The 13,749-nt window shown below is 72.3% G+C and carries 14 protein-coding genes; 5 read left to right on the top strand and 9 right to left on the bottom strand.

Annotated elements, in window-relative coordinates; all coding sequences use genetic code 11:
• Positions 1–11 precede the first annotated feature (11 nt).
• Positions 12–1,223, top strand: coding sequence for an MFS transporter (locus ABS735_RS21905; protein ID WP_373900918.1), 1,212 nt, complete (start codon positions 12–14; stop codon positions 1,221–1,223).
• Between the two features lie 310 nt (positions 1,224–1,533).
• On the opposite strand, the gene ABS735_RS21910 is transcribed toward ABS735_RS21905, so the two are convergent.
• The 5 genes from ABS735_RS21910 to ABS735_RS21930 all read right to left on the bottom strand — a co-directional run bounded on the left by ABS735_RS21910 (position 1,534) and on the right by ABS735_RS21930 (position 5,805).
• Entirely contained in the window at positions 1,534–2,484 is a 951-nt protein-coding gene (locus tag ABS735_RS21910; protein ID WP_373900895.1) for a catechol 2,3-dioxygenase, read from the bottom strand.
• Positions 2,465–3,562 (bottom strand): 4-oxalomesaconate tautomerase, encoded by a 1,098-nt coding sequence (locus tag ABS735_RS21915; protein WP_373901278.1) that lies wholly within the window; start codon positions 3,560–3,562, stop codon positions 2,465–2,467. Before ABS735_RS21915 ends, ABS735_RS21910 begins: the two co-directional genes overlap by 20 nt.
• A gap of 74 nt (positions 3,563–3,636) precedes the next feature.
• The gene (locus tag ABS735_RS21920; protein WP_373900894.1) at positions 3,637–4,344 is read right to left on the bottom strand and encodes a 4-carboxy-4-hydroxy-2-oxoadipate aldolase/oxaloacetate decarboxylase; all 708 of its coding nucleotides are present in this window, start codon (positions 4,342–4,344) and stop codon (positions 3,637–3,639) included.
• Positions 4,341–5,093, bottom strand: a complete 753-nt coding sequence (locus ABS735_RS21925) for a PIG-L deacetylase family protein (RefSeq protein WP_373900893.1) — start codon at positions 5,091–5,093, stop codon at positions 4,341–4,343. The genes ABS735_RS21920 and ABS735_RS21925 overlap by 4 nt, the downstream gene beginning before the upstream one ends.
• Before the next feature lie 61 nt (positions 5,094–5,154).
• Positions 5,155–5,805 (bottom strand): GntR family transcriptional regulator, encoded by a 651-nt coding sequence (locus tag ABS735_RS21930; RefSeq protein WP_373900892.1) that lies wholly within the window; start codon positions 5,803–5,805, stop codon positions 5,155–5,157.
• A 187-nt stretch (positions 5,806–5,992) separates the two neighbouring features.
• Between ABS735_RS21930 and ABS735_RS21935 the strand changes: the two genes are divergently transcribed.
• Positions 5,993–6,346, top strand: a complete 354-nt coding sequence (locus tag ABS735_RS21935) for a cupin domain-containing protein (protein WP_373900891.1) — start codon at positions 5,993–5,995, stop codon at positions 6,344–6,346.
• Between the two features lie 115 nt (positions 6,347–6,461).
• Positions 6,462–7,616: a Gfo/Idh/MocA family protein gene (locus ABS735_RS21940; protein ID WP_373900890.1), complete on the top strand. Its 1,155-nt coding sequence runs from the start codon at positions 6,462–6,464 to the stop codon at positions 7,614–7,616.
• A 241-nt stretch (positions 7,617–7,857) separates the two neighbouring features.
• Here ABS735_RS21940 and ABS735_RS21945 read toward each other — a convergent pair whose 3' ends face one another.
• Positions 7,858–8,892, bottom strand: a complete 1,035-nt coding sequence (locus ABS735_RS21945; protein WP_373900888.1) for a LacI family DNA-binding transcriptional regulator — start codon at positions 8,890–8,892, stop codon at positions 7,858–7,860.
• 130 nt (positions 8,893–9,022) lie between these two features.
• Between ABS735_RS21945 and ABS735_RS21950 the strand changes: the two genes are divergently transcribed.
• A complete protein-coding gene (locus tag ABS735_RS21950; protein WP_373900887.1) occupies positions 9,023–10,186 on the top strand; it encodes a phytanoyl-CoA dioxygenase family protein in 1,164 nt (387 codons plus the stop codon).
• A 71-nt stretch (positions 10,187–10,257) separates the two neighbouring features.
• On the top strand, positions 10,258–11,262 hold the full coding sequence (locus ABS735_RS21955) for a Gfo/Idh/MocA family protein (RefSeq protein ID WP_373900886.1): 1,005 nt from the start codon (positions 10,258–10,260) through the stop codon (positions 11,260–11,262).
• Between the two features lie 33 nt (positions 11,263–11,295).
• Here ABS735_RS21955 and ABS735_RS21960 read toward each other — a convergent pair whose 3' ends face one another.
• The 3 genes from ABS735_RS21960 to ABS735_RS21970 form a co-directional block, all read right to left on the bottom strand.
• Positions 11,296–11,709 carry a VOC family protein gene (locus ABS735_RS21960; RefSeq protein WP_373900885.1) on the bottom strand — a complete coding sequence of 138 codons (414 nt, stop codon included), beginning with the start codon at positions 11,707–11,709 and terminating at the stop codon, positions 11,296–11,298.
• A 115-nt stretch (positions 11,710–11,824) separates the two neighbouring features.
• Positions 11,825–12,727, bottom strand: a complete 903-nt coding sequence (locus ABS735_RS21965) for a sugar phosphate isomerase/epimerase family protein (RefSeq protein WP_373900884.1) — start codon at positions 12,725–12,727, stop codon at positions 11,825–11,827.
• A 2-nt stretch (positions 12,728–12,729) separates the two neighbouring features.
• A complete protein-coding gene (locus ABS735_RS21970; RefSeq protein WP_373900883.1) occupies positions 12,730–13,746 on the bottom strand; it encodes an ATP-binding cassette domain-containing protein in 1,017 nt (338 codons plus the stop codon).
• Positions 13,747–13,749: the final 3 nt, after the last annotated feature.

The following is a 13,749-nucleotide window of genomic DNA, read 5'->3' on the forward strand; positions in this document are numbered from 1 at the left end:
CGGTCAAGCGGATGACGACCCTCTTCTCCCGCCGTGCGCCCCGCGCCGGCTCCGGCCGGCGGGCTCTGCTCTTCGTCCTCGCGGGCAACATGCTCATCGACGCCCTGGAGGTGTCCGTCATGCTGGTCGCGCTGCCGGCCATGGGGCGGGACCTCGGGCTGTCGGCGGTCGCCGGCCAGTGGGTGATGAGCGGCTTCGCCGCAGGGTTCGCGGCGCTGCTGCTGCTCGGGCCTCGTCTCGTGGCACGCTGGGGCCGGCGACGGGTGTATCTCGCCGCGCTGCCTGTGTTCATCGCCGCCTCGGTGGCCGGCGGGTTCTCCGACCAGGGGGCCGTGCTGATCGCCACCCGGGTGGTGAAGGGCATGTGCGCGGCGCTGACCGCGCCCACCGGACTCGGCATCATCAGCACCGCGTACCTGCCGGGGCCCGAGCAGCGCCGGGCGGTGTCGGTGTACTCGCTGTTCGGGGCGGCCGGGTTCACCGCGGGCCTCCTCGCTTCGGGGGCCCTCACCGGACTGAGCTGGCGCTGGAACCCGGTGTTTCCCGCACCGTTCGCCCTGCTCCTGCTGATCGTCGGTGTCCGCCTCATCCCGCCCGACACGGCGCCGACGGCCGCCGCGCCGCTCCGGGCGACCCTGGCACGGCTGGTGCGCAACGGCCCGTTCGTGCGGTCGGCGGTGTGCGCGGCGACGCTCAACGGCACGTACCTGGGGCTGCTGCTGCTCCTCACCCACTGGCTGCACGACCAGTGGGGGTGGAGCTCCTGGCGTACGGCACTCGCCTTCCTGCCGGCCTGCGTACCGCTGGCGTTCGCTCTGCCCTTCACCGGACGGATGGTGGGGCGCTTCGGCACCGAACGGCTGATCGCGGCCGGCGGCTGTGCGGCGGCGGCCGGCTGTGTGACCACGCTGCTGACCGGGCCGCCCGAGACCTATGTCACCGGGGTGCTGCCCGCGCTGTTGTGCGTGGAGACCGGCTTCGTCCTGTCCTTCGCGGCCCTCAACCTGCAGGCAACCTCCGGCATGTCGCCGGAACACCGGGGCGCGGCGGTGCCGGTCTACCAGACGGCCGTACAGCTTGGCCCCCTCCTGGCGCTGCCGGCCGTCACCGCGGCCGTCACCGGCGGCTACCGCCAGGCGCTGCTGCTCCTCACCGCCCTGTCCACGGCGGGAGCCCTCGCCACCGGGCCGTCGCGCCTGCTCAAGGCGCACGAGACACCCTGACCCGACCGCGACGGGCCGCCCAGACCCGGCAGCCGCGGGCGGTGTGCTCCCTCTCCCTGCTCCAAGGACCTGAGGGGAGTCCCGGGCGACGGGGGGGTGCCTCTATGTCTTTCGTCAAGCGAGGCGCGGGGTTCTGGGTTCGTAGAAGGTGCCGTCGCGGAGCATCGCGAACAGCACGTTGATCCGTTGTCGAGCGAGCCGGAGGAGGGCCTGTGTGTNCAAGAGCGCCTTCGTCCCGTTCGACGAGCGCAAGGCCCTGATCGATTCGTGCGCGACCCACCCCCTGTGCGAAACCTGTGAGGACGGCCTGTCAGGCGACCGGCGGAGTGCCGTGGGTGTGGAAGGACTCGATGGTCTTCAGACCCCAGGCCTGGCCCTTCCTCCGCTCCTCCTCGGTCCAGGTGATCAGCGGCCAGTCCGGCGCCAGCACGAGGCGGGTGAGCGGGTTGCACAGTTCGATGCGGTTGCCGCCGGGCTCGTAGACGTACAGGAAGAACGTCTGCTGGATGGCGTGCTTGTGCGGGCCCGTCTCGATGAACACGCCGGTGTCGATGGCGAGGTCGGCGGCGCGCAGGATGTCCTCGCGGGTGTCGGCGGCGAAGGCGATGTGGTGCAGGCGCCCGGAGGAACCGGTCCAGTCCTCGGTGTAGACGACGTCGTACGACTTGTCGGTGAAGGTCAGCCAACGGGCCGCGATCCTCCCGGAGTCGAGCCGGATCTGCTCGGTGGGCCGGGCGCCGAGGAGCTGTTCCTGGAACTCGGCGCTCGCGAGGACGTCGGCGGCGAGGAAGTTGATGTGGTCCAGGCGGCGTACGCCCACGCCCCGGTTGGGTTTGGCCTGCGGCTGGTTCTTGAGGGCGGGCCTCAGTTCCTCGGGTGCCCGGTAGTGCTCGCTCTCCCAGTACAGGGCGTGCTCGTGCCCGTCGGGGTCGGTGGTGAGGTACAGCTCGCCGATGCCCGGCTCGTCCTCGACCCACTTGCCGGGCCGCCCCGCCGCCTCCAGCGCCGCCACCCTCCGGCGGAGCGCCTCCTCACTGGAGGTGCGCAGCGCGAGACGGCCGAGGCCGGGCTGTGCGCGGGCGGTGAGGACGAGGCTGTGGTGTTCGTAGTCGTCGTAGGTGCGCAGGTAGACGGTGTCGCCGTCCTGGCCGTTGACGGTCAGGCCCAGGTAGTCCGTGAAGAAGGCGACGCTCGCGTCCAGATCGGGCGTGAAGAGCTGGGCGTGGCCGACGTGGGCGATGTCACCGAGCGGCGGAGTCATGGTGGCCTCCAGGGCGTTGTGCGGGGATCGGTGCCGTCGCGGCGGACCGGGGGAAGACGGTGCCGTCGAAGATCTTGCGCGCGGTGCGTACGACGGCGGTACGCCGGACCACGAGCGGGCCGGGGTCGAGCTCGACGCCGACCTCCAGGAAGCCGGTGGGGTGTTCCACCCGGACGCGGTCGCCGGAGTCGGGGAGTTGGGCGATGCCCTCCCCCACGCCGCCGGGGACGCGCAGCCCGGCCGCCACGCTCGCGGCGCCCAGGACGCCGATGGAGGTGTGGCAGCGCACGGGGATGAAGGTGCGGGTGGTGACCGCGCCGCCGTCCCGGGGCGGGGCGAGCAGGGTCAGCTTGGGCACGGTGGCGCCCTCGACGTCGCCGAGGCCCATCAGGTGTCCGGCGGCCAGCCGGATCTCGCGCAGCCGGTCGGCGAGCGCCGTGTCCTCCTCGAGGTCGGCGGGTGTCTCGTACCCGGTGACCTCCAGCGCGGCGGCCGGGATCAGTACGACGGGCATGCCGTTGTCGACGCAGGTCACCTCGGTGCCGGCGACGGTGTCGCGGACGTTGCCGGTGGGCAGCAGGGGACCCGCGCCCTGCGGGAACTCGATGAGGACCGCGGCGGCGGTGCCGGGCACGCCGGATATCGCGGTGTCGCCCGTGTAGTCGACGCGCCCGCCCGGGGTCGGGAAGGTCGCGACGGCCCGTTCGCCGGTGTTGAGCATGCGGATGCGTACGGAGGTCTCGGCCTCCCCGGCCGGCACGAGCCCGCGCTCTACGGCGAACGGGCCCACCCCGGCGAGGATGTTGCCGCAGTTCTGCCGGTCGGTGACCTCGGGCGCGTCCACGGCGACCTGGAGGAACAGGTAGTCGACGTCCGTGTCCCGGTCGGCTGAGCGGGAGATCACGGCGACCTTGCTGGTCAGCGGGTGCGCGCCGCCCAGGCCGTCGATCTGGCGCGGGTCGGGACTGCCCATGATCCGCAGGAGCAGGTCGTCGCGGGCGCCGGGGTCGGCGGGCAGGTCGTCGGCGAGGAAGTAGGCGCCCTTGGAGGTGCCGCCGCGCATCAGTGTGCAGCGCACCTCCTCGGTGCCGGTGCCGGTGCCGGTGCCGGTGCCGGTGCCGGTGCCGGTGCCGGTGCCGGTGCCGGTGCCGGTCACGGCCGTTCCCCGGCGGTGTACTCGTCGTACGACCGGTAGGTGACGCCGAGTTCCTTCAGCTTCTCGCGCAACCCGTAGCGGTCCAGACCGAGTTGACCGTCCACGAACGCGGCGCGCGTGGCGGCCTCCTTCTTCTCGCGGGCCTCGGAGGCCTCGACGACCTGCCGGGCGCGCTCGCGGGGGACGACCACCACGCCGTCGTCGTCGGCGACGATCACGTCGCCGGGGCGGACGACCTGGCCGTCGACGGCGATCGGGACGTTGACCGAGCCCCCGGTGGCCTTGACCGTGCCCTGCGCGGACACGGCACGGGACCATGCGGCGAAGCCCATCTCCCGCAGTTCCTGGGTGTCGCGGATGCCCGTGTTGATGACGATGCCGCGCACCCCGCGCCGCTGGAGGGCGGTGGCGAACAGTTCGCCGAACAGGCCGTCGGTGGACGGTGAGGTGGTGGTGACGACGAGGACGTCGCCCTCGCCGCACTGCTCCACGGCGGCGTGGATCATCAGGTTGTCGCCGGGCCAGCTGAGCACGGTGACCGCGGTGCCCGCGATCCGTACGTCCTGCTGGACGGGGCGGATCTCCGGACCGAGCAGTCCGGTACGGCCCATGGCCTCGCTGACCGTGGCCACGCCGTACCCGGCGAGCGCCTCGACGTCCTCGGCGGCGGCCTTGGGCGGGTTGGTGACGACGACGCCGCTCATGCGAGCTCCTTCGCGATCTGCGGGTAGGGGCGCATGAACGCCTCGGCCATGGTCTTGTGCGCGAGGCCGAGGTTGGGGCCCGCGTTGCGCTTGAGCTGGACGCCCCGGCGGACGGCCAGGTCGGTGTAGTAGTCCCACAGGTGCTGCTGGGCGGCGAGGCACTCCATCGCCTTGCGCTTGGTCTCCCACACCTCGGTGATGTCGAGCAGCACCTCGGGGCGGAAGCCGCTCATCTCGGGCTGGTGCGGCTCGAAGTAGAAGACCGGCGGGGCGCCGATGATCTCGCCCTCGCCCGGGTAGCCGATGGCCTGAGCGAGGACGCGCGCCTCCAGTGCCATGCGGTTGGCGGCCGGGTGGTCTCCGTTGTACGGGTCCTCGACGGGGTGGGTGAGCACGACGTCGGGCTGGGTGGCGCGGTAGACCTCGACGAGCCGGTCGGTCAGCTCCGGGGTGACGGCCAACGGGTAGTCACCGGCGTCGAAGAAGCGGACCTCCGCGCCCAGGGTGGCGGCGGCCTTCTCGGCCTCCTCCCGGCGCAGCGCCTTGATCTCCGCCAGCTTCTTCCCCTCGCGCCAGGCCTTGGCGGACTCGCCGCGCTCGCCGAAGGTCAGGCACGCGATGGTGACCTTCTCCCCGCGGGATGCGGCCAGCGCGATGGCGCCGCCCGCCCGCCACACGAAGTCCCCCGCGTGCGCGGTGACGACGAGGGTCGAGCGGGGGACGGCGGCGGGCGCGTTGCCGTACGTCATGGGTGCAATCTCCTTGGTGGACAGGTGGCGCCCGCCTCGGTGCGTGTCTCAGGTGCGTGTGTCAGTCGCGCAGCGCCTCGATCACGCTGGTGAGGTGGGCCCGGACGGCCGCCTCGGCGGCCTGTGGGTCCCTGGCCTCGATCGCTTCGATCATGGCCAGGTGCTCGTTCAGGGATTGCTGCGGGCGTCCCGGACGCAGCGCCAACTGGAAGCGGTGCCGTACCAGTTGGGCGTTGAGCCGTTCCAGCAGCTCCACGGCCGTCAGCTGGCCGGAGAACTCCCGGATGCGGGCGTGGAGTTCGTGGTTGAGGTCCGAGTAGGTCAGCGGTTCGCCGCCGGCCACGGCCTTGCGCATCGCCGTGCCCAGGTCCTTCAGCTGGGCGACCTGCCCGTCGTCGACGGCGGCGGCCGCCTTGGCCGCGCAGAGCCCTTCGAGGACGAGCCGGCACTCGGTGATGGCGACGGCCTCCTCCACGGTCACCACCCGCACCCGTGAACCGCGGTTGCGGATGCGCTCGACGAGCCCCTGGGACTCCAGGTCGATCAGCGCGGCCCGGATACTGGCCCGGGTCACGCCGAACTGCTCGGCGAGTTCGTTCTCCACCAGCCGCTGCGCGGGTGCCATGTCGCCGCGCAGGATCGCCTGCCGCAGCTGCCCGAGCGCAAGCTGCTTGGCCTGCTCCCCGGTGCCCGGACGGGCTTGGTTCGGCATGGTTGCCCTCCCTGAGTGAGTGCCTGTCGAACGTAAATCTAGCCAAACAACATTGTCAACAATTTTGTTTGCGTTATTACGCTCCCGCTGTCCGCGCCCGGGCCGCGACGAAGTGTCCGCACACCGGTCCGGATCCCGCACACCCTGTCTCCCCCGGCGCCCCGCACGGCGCGGCTAGCGTCACGGCATGACCCACAGCTTCGTTGTCCACGTCCCCGACGCCGAGCTCGAACCCGAGCCGCTCTCCCCCGGCCAGATCGTGTCCGGCACGCCCGAGGTGACCGGCAGGGTGGTCTGGGAGTCGCCGGACGGCCGTCAGGTGCGGGGCGTCTGGCAGATCACGCCGGGCGTCGTCACCGACACCGAGGCGGACGAGATGTTCGTCGTGCTCAGCGGCTCGGCCACCATCGAGGTGGCGGACGGTCCGACCCTCACGGTCGGACCGGGCGACCTGGCCGTGCTGCGCGAGGGCGACCGTACGACGTGGACGGTGCACGAGACGCTGCGCAAGGCGTACACGATCAACCTCGGCCGGTCGTGAGATCAGCACATGGTGTTTGTCCTGTCAAAAGGTTGACATGATGCCGACACCCGCTCAGGGTGGCCTGGACAGATCACGCTGGACAGATCACGGACAGGTCCGAAGAGGGGCTCTCATGGTGGACGCGCTCGGTGTCGCCGTCGTCGGTTTCGGCTGGATGGGCCGGGTGCACACCCAGGCGTACGCACGTGTCCGGCACCACTACCCGCACCTCGCCCTCCGCCCCGAGCTGGTGACGGTCGCCGAGGATGTGCCGGGGCGGGCCGAGGAGGCCGCCGCGCAGTTCGGGTTCGCCTCGACCACCCGCGACTGGCGCGAGGTGGCCGCGGACCCCCGGATCCAGGCGGTCAGCATCACGGCCCCGAACTTCCTGCACCGCGAGATCGCCGTGGCGATGGCCGAGGCGGGCAAGCACATCTGGATCGAGAAGCCGGTGGGGCTGACCGCCGGGGACGCCCGCGCGGTGGCGGACGCGGTGGCCAAGGCGGGTGTGCAGGGCGCGGTCGGCTTCAACTACCGCAACGCGCCCGCCGTCGAGGCGGCCCGCGACCTGATCGCCGCCGGGGAGATCGGCGCCGTCACCCATGTCCGCATCCGTCTCTTCAGCGACTACGCGGCCCATCCCGAGGGCGCTCTGACGTGGCGGTTCGAGCGGGAGCGCGGTGGCAGCGGGGTGCTCGGCGACCTGGCCTCGCACGGCGTGGACCTGGCCCGGTTCCTGCTCGGCGACATCGCGTCGCTGACCGCCGACACGGCGGTCTTCCTGCCGGAGCGGGCCCGTCCCGCCGCCGCCACCGCCGGTCACGCGCGGGCCACGGGCGGCGAGTTGGGCCCGGTCGAGAACGAGGACTACGTCAACTGCCTGCTGCGCTTCGCCTCCGGCGCCCGCGGTGTCCTGGAGGCCTGCCGGGTCTCGGTCGGCGAGCAGAACAACTACGGCTTCGAGGTGCACGGCACCACGGGCGCGGTGTACTGGGACTTCCGCCGCATGAACGAACTGGGCGTCAGCCGCGGCACGGTGTTTCAGGACCAGCCCGTCAGCACCGTGTACGTCGGCCCCGGGCACGGCGAGTTCGCGTCCTTCCAGCCGGGTGCCGCCAACGCCATGGGCTACGACGACCTGAAGGTGGTGGAGGCCCACCGGTTCCTGCGCTCGATCGCGGAGGGCACCCCGTACGGCGCCACCCTGCCGGACGCCGTGCACAGCGCGGCCGTACTGGAGGCCATGGCGCGGTCGGCGCAGAGCGGCGCCTGGGTCACTCCCGCCTAGGGCGAGCGGGATGCTCGACGCGAAGGCCACCGCCGACGCCGCGACGTCCGGGCCGTAGAGCGAGGACCCTTCCTCGGGTGCGGTGTCGCCGCGCGGCCAGGGCCGGGTGGCCGGCACGGCGCGCAGGGCGCCGTGGGAGGCGACCGCCGCCGCGTGGACGGCGATGGGGACCGGTTCCCGCCCGTACTCGTGCAGCGAGCGCGCGGACGGCCGCGTCACCCGCCCGGCGCGGCGCCGCGCGTCACACGGTCGCGGTGTCGGGAGGCATGTTGTGCGGGGTGACGACCTGGATCGCCGACGGCCGCGCCGGACCGGCGGACGGCAGGGCGCCGTGGGCCCGCATCACGTGGCGGCAGGCCTCGCGCAGGTCCTGGCGCAGGTCGTGGTGGAGGACGACGGACAGGCGCCGCTCGCGCAGCAGACGGGTGTTGTCCTGGTCGAGGTCGTGGGCGACGAACACCTCGCAGGGGCGGCCGAGGTCCTCGAAGGCGCGCAGGGTGGCGATGTTGCCGCCGCCGATCGAATAGACGGCCCGGATGTCCGGGTCGCGTTCGAGCGCGGCCCGCACCAGGTCGTACTGGGTGGCGTCCAGGCCCTGTCCCTCGGCGATCTCGACGAGGGCCCGCCCGGGGTGCCGGGCCCGCATGACGCCGCGGAAGCCCATTTCGCGCTCCTCCTCGTTGCGGAAGAAGCCGCTGCTGAGGCTGGTGAGGACGTTGCCGGGGCGGTCGCCGAGCCACTGGCCCATGAGGTAGGCGGCGGTCGCGCCGGCCGCCCGGTCGTCGATGCCGACGTAGGCGACCCGAGGGCTGGTGGGCAGGTCCGTCGCCAGGGTGACGACGGGGACGCCCGCGGCGGTCAGCCGGCTCACGGCGGCGGCCACCTCGGGGACGTCCGGGGCCTTGAGGATCACCCCCTGGGAGCCGCGCCGGCCGATCCGGTCCAGGGTGTCGGTCAGCTCTCCGGCCGGGCCCGTCTCGCGGAAGTGGAAGCGGCAGCGCACCACGGCGGGGTGCAGGGCGGGCAGTTCCGCCTCCAGCGCCGTCCGCACGGCGGTGGAGAAGCGTTCAGGCGCCTGCATCACGATGTCGCACATGAACGTGCGGCCGACCAGCCGGACCTGGGTGCGCTGGCGGTCCAGGTCGGCGATGGCCCGGTGCACCTCGTACGCGGTGCTCTCGCGCACACCGCCGCGGCCGTTGAGCACCCGGTCGACGGTGGCCTCGCTCAGGCCCGCCTGACGTGCGATCTCCCGGATCGGGAAGGGGTGCCCCATGACCGGCTCCTCGGCTTCGTCGGTGCGGCGGGTTCTGAGGGGTTTTTGATGGCCGCCTGCTGGTTGTTCGACGCGTTTGTCAGGACAAGAATGACAGCACCGCGTCGCCCCTGTCAGCGAAAGGCCGACGATGTCCGCTGCGTCCGTCCCCACCCACCGTGCCCATCTGTCCGAACGCGACTGCGATCTCGGCGCCTTCCGCACGCTCGTCGAGCAGCCGACCGACCCGGCCGCGTACCCTCGGGCCGCCGCCGTGGAGCAGAACGTCCCCGTGTACGACGCCGGAGGGCTGCGCGACGACGCGGAGACGGCGGCCGAACTCGTCCACGCCCTCGCCGACGGCCCCGGCATCGTCGTCCTCCAGGGCGCCTTCCCGGACCCGGTGGTGGTCGACCGGGCCACCGCCGTGTTCGACGCGCTGATCGCCGAGCAGCGCGCCTCGGGCGCCGCCGCCGGTGACCACTTCGCCGCGCCCGGGGCCAACGACCGGGTGTGGAACGCCCTGGAGAAGGCGGCCCTGCACGACCCCGAGGCGTTCGCCGACTACTACGCCAACGACGCCCTGTCCCTGGTGGCCCGGGCCTGGCTCGGTCCCGGCCACCAGGTCACCTCCCAGATCAACGTGGTCAACCCGGGCGGCGCGGCCCAGACGGTGCACCGCGACTACCACCTCGGTTTCCTCTCCGCCGAGGTCGCGGCCGCCTACCCGGCGCACGTGCACCGCCTGTCCCCGGTGCTCACGCTCCAGGGCGCGGTCGCGCACTGCGACATGCCCGTGGAGTCGGGGCCCACCATGTACCTGCCGCACTCCCAGAAGTACCTGCCGGGTTACCTGGCCTGGCGACTGCCGGAGTTCCGGGCCTACTTCGAGGCGCACCACGTGCAACTGCCGCTGGCCAAGGGCGACGCGGTGTTCTTCAACCCCGCGTTGTTCCACGCGGCGGGCACCAACCGCTCGGCGGACATCCGCCGCATGGCCAACCTGCTGCAGATCTCCTCGCCGTTCGGCCGCGCGATGGAGACCGTGGACCGGGCGGCGGTGGTGGACGCCGTATACCCGGTGCTGCTGAAACGGAAGGCCGAAGGCGTGGGCGAGCGGTGGCTGGAGCGTGTGATCGCCGCGAGCGCGGAGGGGTACCCCTTCCCCACGAACCTCGACAGGGACCCGCCGGTCGACGGTCTCGCCCCGCCCTCCCAGGCGGACCTCGTACGGCGGGCGCTGTGCGAGGAGTGGGCGCCGGAGGCGCTCCGCGCGGAGCTGCGGGCGGGCCGCGAACGGCGAGAGAGCCGGTGAACGTGACCGTGCCGGGCACGGGCCCCGGCACGGACACCACGCACCACCCCACACAAGGAGCAGACGAACGCATGCGTATCGGAATCCTCGGCCTCGGCCGCATCGGCGCCTTCCACGCCGAGACCCTCGCCGGACTCGACGCCGTCGACTCGCTGGTCGTCGCCGACCCGTTCGCGGACGCCGCGAGGACCGCCGCCGAGCGGTTCGGCGCCGAAGTCGCGGACTCCCCCGAGGCGGTGCTGGCCGCCGGCGTGGACGGTGTGGTGGTCGCGGCGGCGACCGACGCCCACCCGGAGCTGATCCTCGCCGCCGTCGAGGCCGGTGTGCCCGTCTTCTGCGAGAAGCCCGTCGCCCGCACCATGACGGAGGGCGTCGAGGTGCTCAAGGCGCTCGCGGGCCGTGACGTGCCGGTCCAGATCGGCTACAACCGCCGCTTCGACGCCGGGTTCGCCGCCGCGCGTGCGGCCGTGCTCAGCGGAGAGCTGGGCACGCTGCACACCGTACGGTCGACCACGCTTGACCCGGCGCCGCCGCCCGCCGCCTACGTCGCCGCCTCCGGGGGCATCTTCCGGGACTGTTCGGTGCACGACTTCGACATCATCCGCTGGGTGACCGGCCGGGAGGTGAGCGAGGTGTACGCCGTCGGCGGCAACCGTGGCGCCGACTTCATCAGGGAAGCGGGCGACGCGGACACCACCGGCGCGGTCCTGACCCTGGACGACGGCACCATCGCCGTGGTCTCCAACAGCCGCCACAACGGCCGCGGTCACGACGTACGCATGGAGATCCACGGCTTCGACGACTCGATCGCCGTCGGCCTGGAGGACAAGCTGCCGCTGCGCTCGGTGGAGCCGGGCGTGGCCTTCCCGGCCGGTACTCCGCACGACTTCTTCATGGACCGCTTCACCGCCGCCTACCGCGCCGAGCTGACCGCGTTCACCGAGGTCGTCGCCGGCGCCCGCACCTCCCCCTGCACGATCGAGGACGCGCTGGAGGCGGGCTGGATCGCCGAGGCGTGCACCCTGTCGCTGCACGAGCACCGTCCGGTGACGATCGCGGAGGTGCGGCGGGGCTGAGCGGGGGGCACAGGGCCGTACGGGCCGGCGGGGTCAGCCCGCCGGCTCGCTGATGTCCACCATCCAGGGGACGCCGAACCGGTCCGTGCACATGCCGAAGACGTCGCCCCACATCTGCTTCTCCAGGGGCACGGCGACCGAACCGCCGGCGGACAGCTTCTCCCAGTAGCCGCGCAGCTCGGTCGCGTCGTCGCCGCTGAGACTCACGGAGAAGTTGTTCCCCGGCGTGTACGCCATCCCGGGCGGGGTGTCGGCGCCCATCAGGGTGAAGCCGCCCGGCGTCTCCAGCATGCCGTGCATGATCTTGTCGGTGTACGCGCTGTCCGGCATGCCGGACTCGCCGAAGGTGTTCAGCGACAGGGTGCCGCCGAACACCTGCTCGTAGAACTCCATCGCCTGTCGGGCGTCGCCGTCGAAGCTGAGGTACGGGTTGAGACGCGAGGTCATGGCTGCCTCCCGGAACGGTGCGAGGTGTCAGTGCTGCGCACGCTAGCGCGCACCACCGACAACGGCCCGCCGAGCGGTGCGCCGGCGGGACACTCCCCCGCCGGCGCGGCCCGGCTCAGGCGCCGCAGGACCGCAGGAACTTCCGGGTGCGCACCGCGATGGGCAGCGGCTTGTCCGGCTCGCAGGGGTACATGTCCTGCTCGACGATGGCGAACAGGTCCACGCCGAGTTCCTGGGCCGCCGTGAGCACCGGACCCAGCTCCGGCACGCCGCCCGGCGGTTCGCACATCACGCCGCGCTGCACGGCCGGGCCGAAGGGCACCCCGCCCTCCCGCACCCCGGCGAGGATCTCCGGGTCGACCTGCTTGAGGTGGAGGTAGCCGATGCGCTCGCCGTAGGTCTCGATCAGCTTGACGCTGTCGCCGCCGCAGTAGGCGTAGTGACCGGTGTCCAGGCAGAGGTTCACGAGGTCGGAGTCGGTGGCGTCGAGGAAGCGCTCGACGTGCTCCTCGGTGTCGATGTGGGTGTCGGCGTGCGGGTGGACGACGATGTCCAGGCCGTAGGTCTCCCGCACCTCGCGGCCGAGGCGTTCCATGCCCCGGGTGAGGTGGGTCCACTGCTCGCCGGTCAGCTCCGGCGGCTCCAGGATCTCGGCGGTCTTGTCGTCGCGCCAGAAGGACGGGATGACGACGAGGTGCTTGGCGTCCATCGCCTGCGTCAGGGCGGCGACGCGGCCCACCTGTTCCCAGGTGGCGTCCCACTCGGAGGGGCCGCGGTGCAGCCCGCAGAAGATGGTGCCCGCGGAGACCTTGAGGCCGCGCCGGGTCACCTCGTCGGTGAGCCGGGCCGGGTCGGTCGGGAGGTAGCCGTAGGGTCCCAGCTCGATCCAGTCGTAGCCGGCCTCGGTGACCTCGTCCAGGAACCGTTCCCAGGGCACCTGCCGCGGGTCGTCGGGGAACCAGACGCCCCAGGAGTCGGGGGCCGAGCCGACTCGGATGCGGTCGAGGGCAGAGGGCATGCTCAGGCCTTCCCTTCGGCGGTGCCGGATGCGGTGCTGTCGGATGCGGCGGCGTCGGACGAGGCGGCGCCGGTCCTGTCGGCAGTATCGGGTGCGGCGGCCTTCGCCGCATCGCCCGGGTCGTCGGGGAGCGCCTCCACGTCGACCCCGCCGACCTGGGCCAGTTCGTGCTTGAGGGCGGCGAGTTCGGCCCCGCCCGCCATGTGGTTGGTGAGTTCCTCCAGGGTGATGTCGGCGCGGGCGGCGCTGAGTTCGAGGGTGCCCAGGCGCAGCACGCTGAAGTGGTCGCCGACCATGTAGGCGTGGTGGGGGTTGTGGGTGATGAACACGACGCCGAGGCCGCGTTCGCGGGCGGCGGCGATGTACTTGAGGACCACGCCGGACTGCTTGACGCCGAGGGCGGCGGTGGGCTCGTCGAGGATGAGGACGCGGGCGCCGAAGTAGACGGCGCGGGCGATGGCGACGGACTGGCGCTGGCCTCCGGAGAGGGTGCCGATGGGCTGTTCGAGGTCGTCCAGGACGATGCCCATGTTGCGCAGTTCCTCGTCGGCGGTCCGCTTCATGCGGGCGATGTCGAGGCAGCGCACGGGCCAGGGCCCCTTGGTCATCTCGGAGCCGAGGAAGAAGTTGCGCCACACCGGCATCAGCGGGACGGTCGCGAGGTCCTGGTAGACCGTGGCGATGCCGCGGTCGAGGGCGTCGCGCGGGGTGCTGAAGCGCACGGCGTCGCCGTCGACGAGGAACTCGCCCTCGGTGTGCTGGTGCAGCCCGGAGATGATCTTGATGAGGGTGGACTTGCCGGCACCGTTGTCGCCGAGCACGCAGGTCACCCTGCCCGGGTGCACGGCGAGGTCGACTCCGTGCAGGGCGCGGATGTTGCCGTAGGACTTGCCGGCGCGGCGCAGTTCGACGAGCGGGCGGTCCTGCTCGGGTGCGGGGTCGGCGAGGACGGCGCCGTGGGTGCCGGGGGTGCCGGGGGTTCCGGTGGTTCCGGGGCTTCCGGTGGTCTTGCTGGTCATTCC

The organism is Streptomyces sp. MMCC 100, from assembly GCF_041538145.2.
In the GTDB taxonomy this organism is placed as follows: domain Bacteria; phylum Actinomycetota; class Actinomycetes; order Streptomycetales; family Streptomycetaceae; genus Streptomyces.

Excerpts from the sequence above, each read along its gene's own strand:
- ABS735_RS21905 (WP_373900918.1), top strand. The coding sequence starts at position 12 with ATGACGACCCTCTTCTCCCGCCGTGCGCCCCGCGCCGGCTCCGGCCGG.
- ABS735_RS21910 (WP_373900895.1), bottom strand. The coding sequence starts at position 2,484 with ATGACTCCGCCGCTCGGTGACATCGCCCACGTCGGCCACGCCCAGCTC.
- ABS735_RS21920 (WP_373900894.1), bottom strand. The coding sequence starts at position 4,344 with ATGAGCGGCGTCGTCGTCACCAACCCGCCCAAGGCCGCCGCCGAGGAC.
- ABS735_RS21925 (WP_373900893.1), bottom strand. The coding sequence starts at position 5,093 with ATGACGTACGGCAACGCGCCCGCCGCCGTCCCCCGCTCGACCCTCGTC.
- ABS735_RS21930 (WP_373900892.1), bottom strand. The coding sequence starts at position 5,805 with ATGCCGAACCAAGCCCGTCCGGGCACCGGGGAGCAGGCCAAGCAGCTT.
- ABS735_RS21935 (WP_373900891.1), top strand. The coding sequence starts at position 5,993 with ATGACCCACAGCTTCGTTGTCCACGTCCCCGACGCCGAGCTCGAACCC.
- ABS735_RS21940 (WP_373900890.1), top strand. The coding sequence starts at position 6,462 with ATGGTGGACGCGCTCGGTGTCGCCGTCGTCGGTTTCGGCTGGATGGGC.
- ABS735_RS21945 (WP_373900888.1), bottom strand. The coding sequence starts at position 8,892 with ATGGGGCACCCCTTCCCGATCCGGGAGATCGCACGTCAGGCGGGCCTG.
- ABS735_RS21950 (WP_373900887.1), top strand. The coding sequence starts at position 9,023 with ATGTCCGCTGCGTCCGTCCCCACCCACCGTGCCCATCTGTCCGAACGC.
- ABS735_RS21955 (WP_373900886.1), top strand. The coding sequence starts at position 10,258 with ATGCGTATCGGAATCCTCGGCCTCGGCCGCATCGGCGCCTTCCACGCC.
- ABS735_RS21960 (WP_373900885.1), bottom strand. The coding sequence starts at position 11,709 with ATGACCTCGCGTCTCAACCCGTACCTCAGCTTCGACGGCGACGCCCGA.
- ABS735_RS21965 (WP_373900884.1), bottom strand. The coding sequence starts at position 12,727 with ATGCCCTCTGCCCTCGACCGCATCCGAGTCGGCTCGGCCCCCGACTCC.
- ABS735_RS21970 (WP_373900883.1), bottom strand. The coding sequence starts at position 13,746 with ATGACCAGCAAGACCACCGGAAGCCCCGGAACCACCGGAACCCCCGGC.